Here is a 15,778-nt window from a genome sequence, read left to right as displayed (position 1 = left end):
GGCTAGCAGCGGCGGCACATCTCCTTAAACGCGAGCTCGTCGCCATTCATGTGTCGAGCCCTCGTCGCTTCACCTCCCCGGTAACCGCTTCGGCCCAAGAGTCCCCGCCCTCTCCGTTGCTAGCGTGATAATGCGCAACAAGATCGCGGTCGTTCATCAAGATCGCCCGCATCCGGTCACACTGCCGCATAGCGTCATCCGCATCAGCGGTGCGGCCCTCCGCCCACATGCCCTCGGAGAACGAGCAAACTGTGGCGATGTATGACGGCCCGTGCTCATCGAGCAGAGCCCGATCCAGTTCGTACAACTGTTGATCGTTTGGCTGGTTTTCCATCACACACACCTGCGCGCTGATATCACGATGCGCAACATGGAGGCTTCAGTCGTTGGCAATGACCACTAGAAGAAAGGCTCCCGTGATTTCCTTTTACCGGGTACCGTGCTCATGTACCCAATTAAATGGCTGCTTGTATACCGTAATGGATCATCAACCGCGCAGGCGTAATACATGCCCAGAGGTGCATGATGTACGAGATTCGAGTCGATAGAGCTAACGAGCTGATCGAGGTCACGCTCGGGGAGATGATGTCGCTGGATGAAGTGAGTAACTACATCACCGAGTTGAAGCGCCAGATCACGTTCTATGAACTTTCGAGCTATGCGTTGATCATCGACGTGACCCATTGTCCCGTCCAGGCGCAGGACATGATTCGATCCATGGGGCAGCACATGGCGACGATGCCCAAGGCACGCGCTCTTGCAGTGGTCACTGAAAGCGCGCTTGCTCGCATGCAGGTGCGCCGCCTGTTCACGCAACCCTATGCTCGCATCACTGCCGCCATTCCTGAAGGGCGTGCTTGGGTCTTGCATGGGATTGAGCCCGCGACGCGCTAATCGCTCTCGCCCCGGTAATCGGATCTTCGGCTAACAACGCTATCATCCCAAGGGCTTTCCTCGAACGTGGTGTTGGCCGATCAGGCCCTCGCTACGATCTCTCGCGCGCCCAGCCGGATCTTCAGCACATCACAGAAGTGCACGGCAGAGAGGAAGCGACCTTGCGCATCGTGTATCTCAATGGTCTCGCCAAGCTGAAGATCGCCGTCTTGAACAGCTTCGCTCATTATATCCCGCGCCGAAACGGCAGCGGTGGCTACGGCGGCGGCAAGACTGGGGAGCTCGATACCATCCTCGCCACCAATGAAGTCCGTGGTAGTTCTCAGGTTCAAATAGAAGAGGGACACGAACGTACTCCGCAAGCCAAGGGACGGGAGCGCTTCGTCTCTCAGTCGTCGAGGGCCCAATCTGCTCGACGATGATTTTGTTATACCCGCTGCTTGATCGCCGTTGTTAACATTGAACATTGACGACCAATTTATTTGGTTGTCTTGCTTTAATATCCTATGTTTATATCGGCCTACGCGGCTGCAGATCGGCGTTGGTGATTGGCGGTGCATTGGCTACCTGAGTAGCTAGCGTTGCCGAGGCCTGCCGCTAAGTCACCGAGATGCCCGGCGAAAATGCCGACCACCTCTTAACTTTGATCTATGTTATGAGATCGAGACGTGACATAATGTCCGCAGGCGCGACGGTTCAGGATACCTCTGAGCTCCCGCTTGCGAGCGGGAGAATGGATGTGACTGGTGAAGCTAAGGCAAGCCTACAGCCGTTCGTGGACCGCCTCACCATACGTTCGATCCTGAACGAAGAAGAGCGGCAGGCTATCTTGGCCTTGCCTACCCAAGAGGTGCTCCTTCGTTCCAGGCTCGACTATTTGCACGTCAATGAGGAAACCAGCCACGCCGCCCTTGTAGTATCGGGCATGATCGCACGCTTCGGACAGACGTCAGATGGCGCTCGGCAGCTCACCGCCTTTCATCTGCCCGGTGACATGGCCGACCTACTCTCGGCCGTCCGACCCATAGGGATTGGCGGGATGAACGCGCTTTGCGAGACAGTAATCTTGCGAGTGCCGCATGCTGCTATTCGGGCGTTGGCTGCTCGCTATCCATCGATTGCCGAAGCGCTGTGGCGAGATTGCATGCTCGATGCCGCAATTCTGATGGAGTGGGTCGTCAATGTGGGTCGCCGCAACGCGCAAACCCGAATCGCTCACATATTCTGCGAGATGGCGATACGAGCCGGCCACAACCGCAAGGCGGTGCAGGAATATGCCTTCCCCGTCACACAAGAGCAGCTTGGTGATGCCGCCTCGCTCACCGGAGTACACGTAAACCGTACGCTCAGAGCGCTTAGGGATGTTGTGACGTTGATCAATGGAACGGTGCGCATACACGATTGGGCGAAATTGACCCGCGTCGGCGACTTCGACGCTACTTATCTCACTGCCGATACTGGACCTGACCAGCAGAAGCGGCTGCCGGCGGCTGCATAGTTGGACCAGATGTTTACAAACCCGGTTGCGTCTGAGGCCTCATCGTGGCGGCAGTGTCGGTGGCGCTGATGTGCATCACGTAGAGTATGAGCCCCGCGTTGTCGGTTACGTCGACACGCCAGTCCTCATCAGCCCAGATAAGCTCAGCGTGGTCTTTGAGTAGCTCGCCTACAAAGCGCGCCATCTCGAGACGGAGCGCCGTGAGGTCATCTCGTTCGATCTCCGAAGAGGCCGCGATGTGCGACTCGGTTCTTACATTGATGTTGTATATCGGCATACAGGCGCTCTGCTGAAGGCGCTAACGCCATGTTAGGCGTCTGGGCTACACCACTTTCGACTGCTTTCCCACCGGCTTATGCTTTACCAGCTTCACAAGCGGCTCCCCGAAGCGCTCAGGATCCTGGTCGGCGTCGAGCTAGCGCGGGCTTCTTTAAACCGATACGATGCCGGCAGCGCTAGTGACTGACGCTACAACGCCTCGGGCACCGGGGCTCTTGCTACTCCGCACCATCGTCAGGCTCGATGTCACGGCCAGCCTTCGTCAGCTTCTCGGCCTTGTGAGGCTCGTTCGCGTCGGTGAGATCAGCGGTGGTGGTCTCGCCTGGGTTCTGCCCTTTCAAGTCCTTCTCGGGGCCTGCACCTTCATCAACATTCGCTTGATCTTCGGTCATGGTCTTCTCCTATCAGAAGCCCAACGCATTCGCCGCGGAGATGGGCACGAATGATCCGAGGATACTGTGCGAGGGTGGGGCTGAGTTCGCGTTCGTCCCTGGCGCATATATAGTGTCCTCCGCAGCAACCGAATCGGAGCACCGTGTCAGACGCCAGCGACCCAGGGAGCTAACTCTCCAAGCCAGAGCCGTTCGGCAAATGGCTGCTAGCTCAACGCGACTGCGGTGACTGGGTGGACGATCTGGCGAACGCCGCGCGCGCCGATCGAACGTTCCCCAAAGATGCCGATCCGGAGGCGGTGCGCGCTCACCTCCGCAAGCAGCAGGCGGACGGAGACGTGTTCCAGGCGGTCGATGATGCCGAGGCTGATTGGCAGAGTTTGGGGTGATCCGCACTGGGGAGGCGTGGAACGAGAATGACGAAGCCCTGCTGCGCTCGATGGTCCGAGAAGGGATCGCCCTGCCAATGATGGCTCAGCGGCTGGAACGAACGCAATCAGCCGTCCGGACACGCGCGGTCAGGCTGCGGCTGTCGGTCAAGTCACACTGACGGTGCGCGGCTCATTCGAGTATTCGGTCTGTTTATCGCTAACTGGCGGCAGCGAGCTTTGCCTTAACGACGCGCGCCAGGTTACCCGCGGAATATGGCTTTGACATAAACACTCCGTGGTCCGGGATGTCGCCGTCTGCTAATTGGGTGGCGCCTGAGGTGACGACGACTTTCAGGTCCGGTTGTCGGCTGTAGGCGATCCCGGCGAGATCGAGGCCGTCGAGCTCACCGGGCATGTTGATGTCGGTGAATAGCAGGTCGATCCGCCCCTCAGCCGCAATTACCTCTAGCGCCTCTTGGGCGCTGCCAGCTTCGAGGATAACTCTTCCCTCCTCAGCAAGCAGATCAACCGCAACCATCCGGATGAAGGGCTCATCTTCCACAACAAGAATGACAGCACGTTGAGGAATTTCAGCCATCAAGTCCGAACCGTTCCGAGACATGGTCGTTCCAAGGCCGACGCTTACCCCCTCATAGAGCCAAACGGGTGCGCTTGATGCGAAGGCTTACGATCAGTCCGTTTTTCGACCAATCATACTCGATTGATCCGCCGAGCTGGCTGGCAACGCTGCGTCTGATCAACTTGCTGCCATAGCCGTCCGGTCCGTCGGGCGGCGAGACTGGCGGGCCGCCGCGTTCCAACCAAGTCAGGATGATCTGATCGGGTTCGGACGTGCTAGTGATGTCGAGCGTGCCTGTCGCGTCAGACAGAGATCCATACTTCATCGAATTCGTAGCAAGTTCATGGATCACGAGCGCGAGTCCTGTTGCAGCAGTCTCGCCCACGCCGGTCCGCTCAACCGCGACCCTTATTCGCCCCTTGAACGCACCAAGTTCGTCATAAGGAGCTAGTAGAATCGACAATAAGTCGCCGAGCAAGGCGGCCTCGCCTTGGCCCGTCGCCAGCGGCCTGACCAGATCGTGCGCGCGCCCAAGCGCGGCCAGACGCCCGGTCAGGTCCTGCGCCATCTCCTCAATGGTCGTTGCCGATCGTGAGGTGATGGTGGTTAAGCCAGAGGCTATCGCGAGCAAATTTTTGACGCGGTGACTCATTTCGCCAGCGAGCAGCTCGTTGCCCTCCTCGGCTTGCTTGCGACCGGTGACGTCCAGGAAAATGCCGAACATCGTGCGCCCAACGATACCAGCGTCATCGCCTTTTCCGCGCGCCGAGATCCAGCGAACTTCGTCACCAACCATAATGCGGAAGTCAGTCTCGTAGTCGCCAAGGATAGCTCGCGTCGCCGCAAATGCTGCGCGAACACGGTCACGATCTGCTGGATGAATGTGGGCCGACAGTTCTTCGAACGTCACCTTGTCGCTCCAGGATATTCCCCAAAGCTCAAAGCCGCGATCATCCATTTTCAGCAGGTCCGTGTCGACATTCCACGCCCAAAGGGCGACGCCCGCCCCATCGATCGCCAGGCGTAGGTGCTCCGGGTTCCACTCATGTCCCGTAGGCAATTCAGTCGTCACGTCGTTACCTTTGTGAATTCTTTCCCTGCATAGCTGCAACTTGCTAGGCGGCAACCATTACCGCTGCCCGTCAGGGAACTACGCCAGCCGTTCAGGCCATCGCAGTTGGCACTTCGCATGCTCGGTGGCGAAGTGCGCGGGCTGAACGCAGCTTCCTGCGGCTGTATGCCATGTCGGGGCAGCAACGCGCGCAATCCGCCTGATTTAGGTCGATGGCTCCCGGCACAGCAACGGGCTCTGCTACCATGATCGACGCGGCGTTCAACGATCATCGATTTTCGGGCAGATCGGCCCCATCGGGATTGCAGACCCGGGCATTGTTACTCAGAAGCACGAACGCGAACATGCGTGACATCGGGAACGAGGGCTGCCGCTTTACTCAGCCGGCACCCGCAGCCTGAGGGAGTGCCTAGAATCTTCACGGGATGTGCCAGCGGTGAGTCCACCGCGACGCAGCGAGCCTAATTTGGGCTGTCGGCTGTTTGATGGTTTCCCAACGCTGGCATAAACCGCGATTGCTTGGTCGATAAGCTCGGCAGCAAGACCCTCGCTTGTAACGACTGCCAACAGGACACAATCCCGGGCGTGCCGCAGCGACCGGGCTTCGTGATCGGATCGCGCCGCATCCAGCAATTCTTCGTGGATTATCTCTAACATCTACGCCCCAAAGACGGCAACGGCCGTGGCATGCTAAGCACCTAAGTCACGGCGAAGGTTCCGGTTAATTCGCGATAAACCTTGTCAGTTTCGCGTTTTCAAGACCGATCCAGATCATTCACATGCTCTCCGCCCTGGTGATAGGAGGCGGTCCGATCAGGGGGACGCACATGACACGCAAGACTATACACGAAGACATCGGCGCGCTCGACGAAGAGCGCATCGGGCTTAGGGTTCAGATCGCCTTGATGGAAGAGCGCGGCGGCAACTATGCCGAGCTGCTCGAACGTCGGGAACGCTTGAGGGTGATCAACGCTCAGATCACTACCTTGCGGGGCGGGAAGGTCGCCGTCGCCGTTGCTGGGGTAGAGAACGTTATCTGACAGGCTTTATGCTGAACGGGGGCCGATTGCTGTCCGATGTGGATCTGCACCCCAATCGGTGCAGGTCGCGGCGAGGGGCTAGAGCCGCAACCACATCGTTGTGATACGACCGATATATCAACGGACCGCTAACGATCAGGAAGAGCCGTCGCGGCAACTGGGAACGTCAACGCGGTCTCTTGGTGGCTGATGCCAACCGCGCCTGGCATTCAGTCACTTGAGTCGCGGGTGGGGCCGGGAACAGAAGCTCCCGACCCTCCCGGAGACTCTTTACATCGTAGCCAAGCGCGGGCTGTTTACGCTGTGCCCCCCGTTACGGCGCAGGATGTCGCGCACCACCGAGCTATCTGCTCCCGTGCCGCCGCTGACTGTGACCAGCACGCCCCCGCTGCTCAAACGCTCCCCGTAATAGGATGCGTCTTCCTCGCTAACGCCGTGCTCCTTCAGCGTCTCGTTGAACGTACCGGCTACAGCACCAGCAGCGGCACCGAGAGCTAGAGCCCCGGGTACTGCTGAGGCAGCAATGGCGCCGGCAGCAACCAACGGGCCGACGCCCGGAATGGCTAGAGCAAGAACCCCAAGACCGGCACCGAGTGCTCCGCCGCCAAGAATGCCACGAGCAAGATTCTGATGATGCTCGTCAGTGATCTCACCGTCGCCACTGCGGGCAGTCGTCGTACCCTTGTTCTGTACGATCACCGAAAGTGCGCTGTTATCGACGCCTGCGTCACGTAGCTCAGACACAGCGCGTTCGGCTTCCGCCTGGCTGTCGAACATCGCCGACGCGACAGACCGGTCGGTATTAGCCAGGCCTGCTCCTACAGCAGCGACCCCGCCGCTGCCGCCGGTAGTTGCGTTCGCTGTGCGATCCAGGGCGCCGCGGTTGGGATCGTCGTTGCCCAGTGCAGCTGAGACACCGCCGCTTCCGCCGGTGATAGCGTTAGCCGCGCGATCAAGCACCCCGCGGTCTGGGCTATCATGTCCGCTTACCGCGTTTTCTGCGCGGTCAAGCGGGCCACGGTTGGGATTGTCGTGTCCGAGCGCAGCTTAGACGCCGCCGCTTCCACCTGTTACAGCATTGGCTGCACGATCAAGTGGTCCACGGTTTGGGTCGTCGTGGCCACTGATTGCGTTCTCTGCGCGATCCAGGGGGCCGCGGTTAGGATTGTAGCTGCCAAAACCGCCCTTATTGCCGTCGCTCATCATCGTTCTCCTAGGTATTCCTATACGCCGCAGCACACAAGGTAGCTTCGCCGGCTCGCATTGCTACTGGGCACTGGTCGAAGGAGCTATACTGGTATATTGTTCATTCGGAACGCTCTCGAAACGATTGCGAACAACATCAACCGATTAGCCCTGTTAGCATACGGCTCCAGCGCATCTGTCACCCTTGGCGGAATGATGGCCAGCGCTCGCTGTAGGGGCGTCGCGCTTGGTGAACGCGCGCCGCCTACACTGTATGCATACGCTGTTCGCTTTATTGTATCGACGTTACTTTACCGCGGGGTGCCATTCGTCGCTTCGGAGCACCCAAAGGGCTACATCAAAACAGCTGCAAGCATTGTCGACGATACCGATCATGGGCGTGCGTGTCGCAGCGGTATGGCTCGCACGCTATACTGTCACCATGGCCGTCGACGTTGGCCGACGTCGCACCGCGATGACGATAAAAAATAAAACAAGAGGTGTGAAACTTCGATTACGCTGACCGAGGGGCACCTCCACCCCAAGCCGGGTACCCAGCCAAGGTACCATACCGGATTTGCGGCAGACGGTTGCCGCGCGGATCCGTTTCAGGATCGCCATCACTTGCTCGCGTGGAGGATGCGATCGACTGGGTCCACCAACATAGACTGTGGATCCTAGACTGTGAGCAAGAATACAAACGCCGCGCCGCGGGGGACGCAATCCAATCGTCCGAACGCCAGCCGCGCGCTGTTGCTGCGCAAGGCAGTGGAAAAGCTAGGCAACCCCGCTCCGTTTGGCGAGTCCATCGAGGACAGCTTCCCAGTGGCCGAATTCACAGGTCCGATGGTGCCGGCCGTTCTGCCCGCAGCGGCCGACCACGCCAACGGCGAGCCTGCCCCCGACGCAGCGCCGAACGTCGAGTATATAGAGTCGAAGGCGCCAGCAGAGGCGCCGCAGGATCAGCAGCTCGCCGCCGTCGGCGAGCCGTCGAGCGACGCCGCCCACGCTGCGGTTGTGCAGCTGCCCGTTGCTCCCGCGTGGTCTGAGCAGGACGAGGCTTTGCTCCAGGCATTAACTGCGCGCCGCAAGGCCAGTGGCTTCCAGCGTCGTAGCAAGGACGTGTCCGGGCAGATGCTCCGCGTCGGCGAGGTGACGCCTAACCCCGGCACAGTTGTCGCCGCCATTGTGGCGTTGGTGACCGAGCGCCGCGCCATGCGGCGCGGCGAGTTGCTTGACGCCATGGCGGCGGCGACATTCCCGCACCCAAGGGCTAGGCCGCAGGATCGCAGCTAGTGCCAGGGGTATGTGCAAGGCGTGGTAAGAGACGGTTACCTTGCCACGTCGGTCGATGCAGCGGGTGCACCGTCACTCAACGCAGAGGCGTCGCTGTGAGCGCTCGCCGTGCGATCAGCTACGCTCGCGTCTCAACGGCCCGGCAGGGCGCCTCCGGCTTAGCGCTAGAGGCGCAACGCGGTGCGGTTCAGGCGTACGCTGCAGCGAGCGGGCAGTCCATCATAACTGAGGGTGTCGAGGGTGAGTCCGGCAGGCGCGACGAGCGACCCCAGCTGGCGGCGGCCTTTGCAGCTTGCCGATTGCATCGCGCCACCCTGGTAATTGCCAAGCTGGACCGCTTGGCACGCGACGTCCGCTTTATTGCCGGCATCGTAGACTGCGGTCTGGACTTTGTCGCATGTGACATGCCCCACGCCAAATCGGCTGACGTTGCACCTGATGGCGGCCATGGCGGAGCACGAGGCTGAGGCGATCAGCTAACGGACGAGGTAAGCATTGGCGGCGGCGAAAGCGCGCGGCGTGCGGCTGGGGAGCCCAAACGGCGCGGCAGCCCTACGGGCGGGCTGCCGGGATGCGGCGGCGGCCAGCGTCGCAAGGATACGGGTGGCGGAAGACCAAGCCGCGGGTCTCGCTCCGCTCCTTGCACAACTACGTTCTGAAGGCTTCTATACTGCACGAGGCTTAGCTCGCGAGCTGAACTACCGTGGGATACCGGCGCCAAGCGGCGGCAACTGGTATGCCCAGAGCATAGTTTGCGTCTTGGGTGCCGCCGTCGCTGTGCTCTGGGCACACGTATCCTGTTCGTGATTGAGCACGATGTACCTCCTTCGATGTGGTCGGGATTAGGTCAGGCGCATTTGGCGCCGCTGCGCGTCGCGGTCGCCTTCGATGTAGCGCCCTGTGGTGGTGAGCGAGCGATGGCCAGCGAGCTCCTGGGCGTCGCGTAACGATCCGCCAGTCTTGATCAGCAGGCTGAATGATGCGCATGGGTATTACATGGGACCGAGCCCGCGACGGCGTAGTTTCTTTAGCCTGCCCGCTGGAACGTACAATCGAAACGCTGAACGTCGGCAGTCGTTAGACAGCTCCCTCCCTTAATGGCGGGGATAACTGTTATGTGATTGCGGCGCATTTGAGACGCGCCGAAGCACTTAAGCCCAGAATGTGCATTCCGGGTACTCCGCACGAAATCGCCCGAAAATACGGGGTAAACGACAGCTTATCCCGTCGCGGGCAGAAGGCCTTTGACTCTTGTTTAGAGCCATTCTAGTTAGTGGTTAACAACAGGTTAATATTGCGAGTCTTTAGGCTAACGAGGGGTACGACGATGTTGAAGATGATTGCGACTGCCTTAACGGGCCTGATGATTAGCGCGGCGCCTGTATACGCCGCACCAGCAGTCGATGGCGTTGTGAACGACAGCGAGTATGGTGCTCCGACCGCGACCGTGGCAACCAACCCTGCTGCATCACAGTCAAATTTCAATATGCCGGGCAACTCGGCTACAGCCGGCTACAACATCTACCTGAACGATCTGAACGACACGCTTTTTGGTGCCGTCATGCAGACGGGTGGCAATTCCGCCGGACCTTTCGCTAACTTGTATTTCGACATCGATCCGGTAACGGGATCGGGCGGTTCCGAGCTCGGCATTGAAGTGAATAACCGGCGAGGGTTTATTGCTGGGACCTCGAACTTCTTCGACTTGTCGTCAGCAATTACGTTCGCAACCACATCGACGGCGGGATTGACGACGACTGAGTTCTCCATCGCTAACAGCGTCTTCCGCGACTTCATCGCAGGAGCCGCAGCGCAGGGGTACTTTGGCGCCGGTGGATACGCCCCCCAGAATGTTCGACTGAACCTCTCGCAGAGCCTTAGCTACAGCGTCGCTGGTGGAACGTCGTATGGACCGAACGGTCTCGGTACCTTTAGCGTAGCGGCCGCGACGGGAGCTGTACCCGAGCCTGCCACTTGGGCCATGATGATCCTTGGCATGGGGGCAGTCGGTCTTGCGATGCGTCGCCGCATGAAGGCTTCCGAGGCGAACTTCACCAAGAAGGTGCGCGCGATCTCTGCCGCATAAGCTTATTTCATAAGCCAGAAGGAAGCCGCTGCTCTCACCTGAAGTCGGCGGCTTCCTCCTATCGACTACTCCTTCGATGAACGGGAGTATCCGTAAACCATCGCGACACTCGCGCCGTTTGCCGTTAGATCGGTTCTCAACGGACTGATTCATAAAGGATGCTCGTTGCTGCGGGTTTCTGGTTCAGGATCCATGCCGGTGCGGGAGGCCGGCATGGATGGCACGAGCATTGTCGGTCGATCTTCGAGAAAGGGTGGCAGCGGCGATCGCGGGTGGTCTGCCTCGTCTATAGGCAGCGTCGCGTTTGGTGTCAGCACCGTGAGTGCCGTCCGGTGGTAGTACCCCGCAAACCAGCCTGGGACGCCAGCGTCGCTGCTGCAGGGGGGCGTTCGACCGTTCGATGAGGATCGAGGCGCATGCCGGGTTGATTCTGAACGCTTACAAGGCGACGCGACATCACCCTGGCCGAGTTGCAGGCGCTTCCGGCTGATCACGGCAACGAGGTCGCGTTCGGAACGATATAGCGGTTCTTCGCGCGGCGGGGGATTTCGCGCAAAAAGACTGCGCATGCCACTGAGCAGGATCGCCCGATGCCGTTCAAGACGCGATGATCGACAGCGCTCGTAGGTTGCCCAGTGAAACGCGCCTCCGCACGCTTCCATCGCAACTAGAGAGCGTAGTTGTGGAGCGAGAAACTCCAGCAGCTTTGATCCCTAGTCCGCCTACTGCAAGCTGATGTCTGCGGTATCAGCGCTATGTGCCTGGAAAACGGCCTTGGCGATATGCCGATCAATCGTGCTCACCTATCCCACGGACGCCTCCTTCATAGGTGCTGGACACACCTATCTTAGCACCAAATGTCGTGGCGGTGGCGTCCACCTCATCAGGCACAGTGCCCTCCGGCAAACCCCGGCGGTTCAAACCTAGCGATAGATGGCAACGACATGGCGGTGAGTAGCTTCGGTTTAGAATAACTTAGTAGAAGCAGTGCTAAAAGAGCTCTGCGTAGCTCAAGGAAGTTGATGCAAGCCATTCGGCTGTTAATTGCCAGCGCTAGCGTTCAACGTGGCATTGCCACGCTCGGGGCCTTGCTGATCTGTATGCTCGCCGGCGTAAGTGTCGCTCGTGCGGGTTGCATGCCGGTACCGACGCAGGAGCTGCGAAGCCTTGCCGAGCTGGCGGATCGCAATCCCGCTGCTGTGGTGGCTGCAACCGAGCGCGATAACGCGAACGTCATGACCGCTTCTCGTTTCGGCTGGCGGCAGGCGGCACGTGCAGAGGCGTATGACACACTGTCACGTCCTGCAGATGCTCGGCGTATCGCGCAGCGCATGACGGAACGCGACACAGCTTCACGCTCCGCCCTCGATGTCGAACTTCTGACCGGCTACGCGATGGACGGCTTCCGCGTTGAAGAAATAGCACATGCCGTTCCGATGGTAGAGGCAGCAAGGCAGCACCAGGTGCGCAGATCGGCAGCGGACGCTTGCCTGCAGATCGCGCTCGGAGACCTGCAGCGTATTGAGGGCACTCCAGAACGCGCGGTGGCTTCTCTGACGGAAGCATATAGGGCGACTTTACAAGCCCGCTTGAAGCAGCAGCACACCCTGGCAACGGAGAAGCTGGCGCGGGTGATAGATTGGGCAGGTGACCATCTTCAGGCAGTTTCGTTGATCGAGGAGGTCATCGCGTGGGATTAAGCACGAGGGCGGAAAGGCGCGCTATCGAATGACCTATACTTCCGGGGCACGTTCAATTTGCGCTGCGGCGCTTACGACGCGGCCCTTGATGATTTTCGACATGCGCGGGCGCTTGCACCCGCCGACATCGACCCGGTTGGCGCCGCCCTTCTAGATCTCCAAACCTGCGCGACCCTGATTGAAATGAAGATCTTCGACCGAGCGAGGGCGCTATGTCAGCGGGCCGTGAGGATCCTCAGCAGCCGTAGGGAGGTGGCAGCCGGGCAGGCGCAGCTGCTTCTGGCTCAAATCGCGTCGGAACGAGCCAAAGCTTGCTCTTGCGACTCTCAATCGCCTCCTCGCGACCTACGATGTTCTCTTTTCTTTTGCGTCTGTACCGCAAGCCTATCGGCTGCGATCTGACGTAAACGCAAACCTCGGCAGGATCCCGGCTGCCTACAGCGACCTTGATGTTTAAGTCCGCGCCACTGAACGGCAGGGAGCGTCCGAGCAAGCCAGGCAAAGCGCACTATTGCGGGCAAGTCTCGACACAGGCCGGGCCGCTGCACGAAATCAAGGGTTACAGCGAAGCCTTGCCTTCTCGAACGAGCGCGAACGAGAGCAGGCGAAGCGTCACACCGTACTTGCATTTTCGACCTTAGTTGGCGCCATATTGCTGCTCGTAATCTTGGGAATGGGTATCTACCACCGACGTCAGCTGACGCAGATCGCAAATACAGATCCTCTGACCGGACTCCGCAACCCTCGCTTCATCAATGAGCACGAGAGGGCTTTTTTTGTCGGAGATTACGCAAAGACGGGAGGGCGGCTCACCGTAGCGCTGAACGACCTGGATCATTTCAAACCATCAACGATACCCATGGGCACAGTGCCGGGGATGAGATCCTTGTTGCGTTCGCACGGCTCGCGCACAGCGTCCTACGCCACGGTCACGTGCTCGCACGTTGGGGCGGTGAGGAGTTCATCGTTATCTTTCCAAACACGACAGAAGCGGGGGCCGTCGAGGCGCTGCAAAGGCTTCAGACCGCACGGGCGCCCGGCATTATTACGGCGGGCGGCCCTGTTCCTGTAAGATTCAGCGCGGGCGTGGCCTCCTTCAAGGCCATCGAAGACCTGCAAACGATTGTTCGCCGTGCAGATAACGCGCTTTACCGAGTAAAGGCCGGCGGCCGCAATCGGATCGAGATAGAAATTGATAAACTTAGGGCTGAAGATTGGCAGATTTAAAAAAATCGCACGTGTGCCACGTGCAAGCGCAACCGGCGAGCGGCAGGCCACACCGGCCGGACATTTCAAAGCGAAAGGTCATGTCAGGTACAACGGAGTCGTCGCGTCTGAGATATTGGCTGCATACTCATTTGCCTCTGCCGGCTAAGGCTCGGCGCCGCCGTCCTCATCCGAGGGCAGGACTGCAGGCCGGATGGATTGCGCATGACCACGCCGAAAGTGCTACTGATAGAGGACGATGCAATGAACCGGTTGGTATTGCGCGACATGTTTGCTGTGGCAGGTCTGCAGATCGATGAGGCAGCGGGCGGTGCTGAAGGGCTGCAACTGATAGAACAAAATTCGTATGATCTGCTACTTATAGATCTAAGAATGCCAGGCATAGATGGGTTCAGCGTTATGGAGGCTGTGCGGAGCCGGCCTGACGATAAATGCACGACTCCGATCATCGTCGTCAGTGGTGAGGCGGGACCGGAACTCAGGTCTAGCTGCATGAAGGCAGGCGCGAACGATCTGATTACCAAGCCCGTAGCCATGCAGGTGTTATTCGAAAGCATAGGTGCTGTTTTCGCCAAGAGAGCGAACCCGGAAACCAGCTTCTATTGAGCGCGATACATTCGCCGGCAGACGCTCGCCGTTCCAACACCTACCTGCTCTTGTACCAGATTCTGGGCAACTGAGCTCTTCGCGCACGGACAACGCATGATCGCGGGTTGGCGTTAGTTGGGAACCCCTACCTTGTAGAGCGCTCGGTCGACTTCGCGGACGCGAGCAGAGAAGCGCTGGTCAGCGAGGCTGCCGTACCGGCTGCCAAATTCGGCGTTGGTTAGTCCATCCTCGCGTTCGGTCAGCTGGCGAGGTAGCAGGTGCTCGGCAGCAACCGTGCGCAGCCAGGCGGCCGTGCCATCGGCGCGCGCCGGGTCAATCGCCGCGCGTGCGCTGCGGAAACCCGACCGGTCGGCGGACAGATCGGCAAACGAGAAGCCGCTGGGGTCCCCGCGCGCGAATTGAGATTGCTTGCTCAAGCTGTCGGCCAGCTCCTTCCACTCACCCATTGCCTCCGAAAGTTGGGTGCCCGCGCCAGCTGCCAACGCTGCCGAGAGAACCCAATGCTTTGGCCAATCGGAGCGACCGTAAATCGTCACTGGGATCAGCCCGACTCGGCAGCGCTCGCTGTCTGCGCGTGCTGGGCCAGCCAGGTCGCCGGTGCGCTCGTCGACTACCAACATTGCAAGCGCAATTAGAGCAGCGTGGTTATATTCGCTCGACGTCGCACTGGGTTCTGACCAGCTAAAAGCGCGATGCAACAGGTCCGTAAACTCTGCAACCGGTTGGCTTCGCTGCATCTTCGCGAGGCGACAGTAGAGATGGGTTGTTATTCGCGATACAGCGGGCGGCGTCGAGGTCGCAACCAACCCGTCGATTAATCCGGTCTGCTCCGGAAGACTCACCGTCGCGGTGACCCGACCGCGTTTGATCGCTACAGCGCTTACCATCTCATCGAGTGGCGGCAGCCGAACCTGACGCACGCGGAGGAGCAGCCTGCCAACCTGAAGCACCTTCCGGCTCAGGAATGGGTTTAGCGTCATTGAGCCAACGGTCATGCGAGTGGGCGGGAAGCCAATGCCGCCGCCCGTCGTGGATAGGCTGGCGTTAAGCCATCTCCCGCCGGGTAGATGATGACTGCCACGCATGCTGGCGGTACCGTCGTGTATTTCTAAGGCGAGCCGATCAGGGCGGAAGCCGTGGCTAGCAAGCGCCGCGGCGCCATCGAGCTGAGCCCGGCCTAAGTCAACTTGACTCCGCCCGCTTGGGTCGCTTCGGCTCGCCCGCAGCTGACTTGCTGCATCGCGCCCGGCACCAACCTCCGCAGCCGTCGGCGCTGAGCGCTCCTGGACGGAGGGCGTGCGATCCGTAAGCATGAACCAAAGAAGAATACCTGATAGACCGACTAGCAGGGTGGCCTTTGCGAGTCGCCGCGGGAGTCGCCGCCGCAATGCCGGCCGCGTGCCGCAAGGTTCCATCATTTACCTTTCTGTCGGCCGGTTGCACTGCCATGCGGGAGCTGTAAAAAAGTTGCAAGCCGCCGTTAAAGGCGTGTTCGGAATTGGTGACAGTGCTATCAGATCACGGGAGCGAGACGCCGGAGACGCACGAC

20 protein-coding genes are annotated in these 15,778 nt (G+C 59.8%); 11 read left to right on the top strand and 9 right to left on the bottom strand.

Annotated features, from left to right (window positions below):
* Nucleotides 1-46 precede the first annotated feature (46 nt).
* Nucleotides 47-334, bottom strand: coding sequence for a hypothetical protein (locus NV382_RS13120; RefSeq protein ID WP_260597182.1), 288 nt, complete (start codon nucleotides 332-334; stop codon nucleotides 47-49).
* Between the two features lie 191 nt (nucleotides 335-525).
* On the opposite strand from NV382_RS13120, the gene NV382_RS13115 reads away from it, so the two are divergent.
* Entirely contained in the window at nucleotides 526-894 is a 369-nt protein-coding gene (locus tag NV382_RS13115) for a hypothetical protein (protein ID WP_260597181.1), read from the top strand.
* Between the two features lie 80 nt (nucleotides 895-974).
* Here NV382_RS13115 and NV382_RS13110 read toward each other — a convergent pair whose 3' ends face one another.
* Nucleotides 975-1,241, bottom strand: coding sequence for a DUF6894 family protein (locus NV382_RS13110; RefSeq protein WP_260597180.1), 267 nt, complete (start codon nucleotides 1,239-1,241; stop codon nucleotides 975-977).
* 386 nt (nucleotides 1,242-1,627) lie between these two features.
* Here NV382_RS13110 and NV382_RS13105 point away from each other — a divergent pair, with 386 nt between their 5' ends.
* Nucleotides 1,628-2,392 (top strand): Crp/Fnr family transcriptional regulator, encoded by a 765-nt coding sequence (locus tag NV382_RS13105; RefSeq protein ID WP_260597179.1) that lies wholly within the window; start codon nucleotides 1,628-1,630, stop codon nucleotides 2,390-2,392.
* 13 nt (nucleotides 2,393-2,405) lie between these two features.
* On the opposite strand, the gene NV382_RS13100 is transcribed toward NV382_RS13105, so the two are convergent.
* Together NV382_RS13100 and NV382_RS13095 are read right to left on the bottom strand one after the other, a co-directional pair.
* Nucleotides 2,406-2,669 carry a DUF6894 family protein gene (locus NV382_RS13100; protein ID WP_260597178.1) on the bottom strand — a complete coding sequence of 88 codons (264 nt, stop codon included), beginning with the start codon at nucleotides 2,667-2,669 and terminating at the stop codon, nucleotides 2,406-2,408.
* A 220-nt stretch (nucleotides 2,670-2,889) separates the two neighbouring features.
* Nucleotides 2,890-3,063 (bottom strand): hypothetical protein, encoded by a 174-nt coding sequence (locus NV382_RS13095; RefSeq protein ID WP_260597177.1) that lies wholly within the window; start codon nucleotides 3,061-3,063, stop codon nucleotides 2,890-2,892.
* A 233-nt stretch (nucleotides 3,064-3,296) separates the two neighbouring features.
* Between NV382_RS13095 and NV382_RS13090 the strand changes: the two genes are divergently transcribed.
* Nucleotides 3,297-3,452, top strand: coding sequence for a hypothetical protein (locus NV382_RS13090; protein WP_260597176.1), 156 nt, complete (start codon nucleotides 3,297-3,299; stop codon nucleotides 3,450-3,452).
* 199 nt (nucleotides 3,453-3,651) lie between these two features.
* Here NV382_RS13090 and NV382_RS13085 read toward each other — a convergent pair whose 3' ends face one another.
* Nucleotides 3,652-4,032, bottom strand: coding sequence for a response regulator (locus NV382_RS13085; RefSeq protein WP_260597175.1), 381 nt, complete (start codon nucleotides 4,030-4,032; stop codon nucleotides 3,652-3,654).
* A gap of 52 nt (nucleotides 4,033-4,084) precedes the next feature.
* A complete protein-coding gene (locus NV382_RS13080; protein WP_260597174.1) occupies nucleotides 4,085-5,086 on the bottom strand; it encodes a sensor histidine kinase in 1,002 nt (333 codons plus the stop codon).
* Nucleotides 5,087-5,605: 519 nt separating this feature from the next.
* Between NV382_RS13080 and NV382_RS13075 the strand changes: the two genes are divergently transcribed.
* Both NV382_RS13075 and NV382_RS13070 read left to right on the top strand, forming a co-directional pair.
* Nucleotides 5,606-5,740, top strand: coding sequence for a hypothetical protein (locus tag NV382_RS13075; protein ID WP_260597173.1), 135 nt, complete (start codon nucleotides 5,606-5,608; stop codon nucleotides 5,738-5,740).
* Between the two features lie 173 nt (nucleotides 5,741-5,913).
* Nucleotides 5,914-6,126, top strand: a complete 213-nt coding sequence (locus NV382_RS13070) for a hypothetical protein (RefSeq protein WP_260597172.1) — start codon at nucleotides 5,914-5,916, stop codon at nucleotides 6,124-6,126.
* A gap of 270 nt (nucleotides 6,127-6,396) precedes the next feature.
* Here the strand turns inward: NV382_RS13070 and NV382_RS13065 are convergent, their stop codons facing one another.
* Together NV382_RS13065 and NV382_RS13060 are read right to left on the bottom strand one after the other, a co-directional pair.
* Nucleotides 6,397-7,086, bottom strand: coding sequence for a hypothetical protein (locus NV382_RS13065; RefSeq protein ID WP_260597171.1), 690 nt, complete (start codon nucleotides 7,084-7,086; stop codon nucleotides 6,397-6,399).
* Between the two features lie 87 nt (nucleotides 7,087-7,173).
* Entirely contained in the window at nucleotides 7,174-7,329 is a 156-nt protein-coding gene (locus tag NV382_RS13060; protein WP_260597170.1) for a hypothetical protein, read from the bottom strand.
* Between the two features lie 666 nt (nucleotides 7,330-7,995).
* Between NV382_RS13060 and NV382_RS13055 the strand changes: the two genes are divergently transcribed.
* The 6 genes from NV382_RS13055 to NV382_RS13035 all read left to right on the top strand — a co-directional run bounded on the left by NV382_RS13055 (nucleotide 7,996) and on the right by NV382_RS13035 (nucleotide 14,226).
* Nucleotides 7,996-8,607: a hypothetical protein gene (locus NV382_RS13055; protein WP_260597169.1), complete on the top strand. Its 612-nt coding sequence runs from the start codon at nucleotides 7,996-7,998 to the stop codon at nucleotides 8,605-8,607.
* Entirely contained in the window at nucleotides 8,607-9,074 is a 468-nt protein-coding gene (locus NV382_RS19730; protein WP_418066698.1) for a recombinase family protein, read from the top strand. The genes NV382_RS13055 and NV382_RS19730 overlap by 1 nt, the downstream gene beginning before the upstream one ends.
* 860 nt (nucleotides 9,075-9,934) lie before the next feature.
* Nucleotides 9,935-10,693 (top strand): PEPxxWA-CTERM sorting domain-containing protein, encoded by a 759-nt coding sequence (locus NV382_RS13050; protein ID WP_260597168.1) that lies wholly within the window; start codon nucleotides 9,935-9,937, stop codon nucleotides 10,691-10,693.
* Between the two features lie 1,022 nt (nucleotides 10,694-11,715).
* Entirely contained in the window at nucleotides 11,716-12,393 is a 678-nt protein-coding gene (locus tag NV382_RS13045) for a hypothetical protein (protein ID WP_260597167.1), read from the top strand.
* 846 nt (nucleotides 12,394-13,239) lie between these two features.
* A complete protein-coding gene (locus tag NV382_RS13040; protein ID WP_312026782.1) occupies nucleotides 13,240-13,620 on the top strand; it encodes a GGDEF domain-containing protein in 381 nt (126 codons plus the stop codon).
* A gap of 204 nt (nucleotides 13,621-13,824) precedes the next feature.
* Nucleotides 13,825-14,226: a response regulator gene (locus NV382_RS13035; RefSeq protein ID WP_260597166.1), complete on the top strand. Its 402-nt coding sequence runs from the start codon at nucleotides 13,825-13,827 to the stop codon at nucleotides 14,224-14,226.
* A 113-nt stretch (nucleotides 14,227-14,339) separates the two neighbouring features.
* On the opposite strand, the gene NV382_RS13030 is transcribed toward NV382_RS13035, so the two are convergent.
* Nucleotides 14,340-15,224, bottom strand: coding sequence for a hypothetical protein (locus NV382_RS13030; protein ID WP_260597165.1), 885 nt, complete (start codon nucleotides 15,222-15,224; stop codon nucleotides 14,340-14,342).
* Nucleotides 15,225-15,778: the final 554 nt, after the last annotated feature.

Source organism: Sphingomonas endolithica, assembly GCF_025231525.1.
Classification (GTDB): Bacteria; Pseudomonadota; Alphaproteobacteria; order Sphingomonadales; family Sphingomonadaceae; genus Sphingomonas; species Sphingomonas endolithica.
The sequence above is the reverse complement of the archived record's forward strand: the minus strand, read 5'-3'. Positions and strand labels throughout refer to the sequence as shown.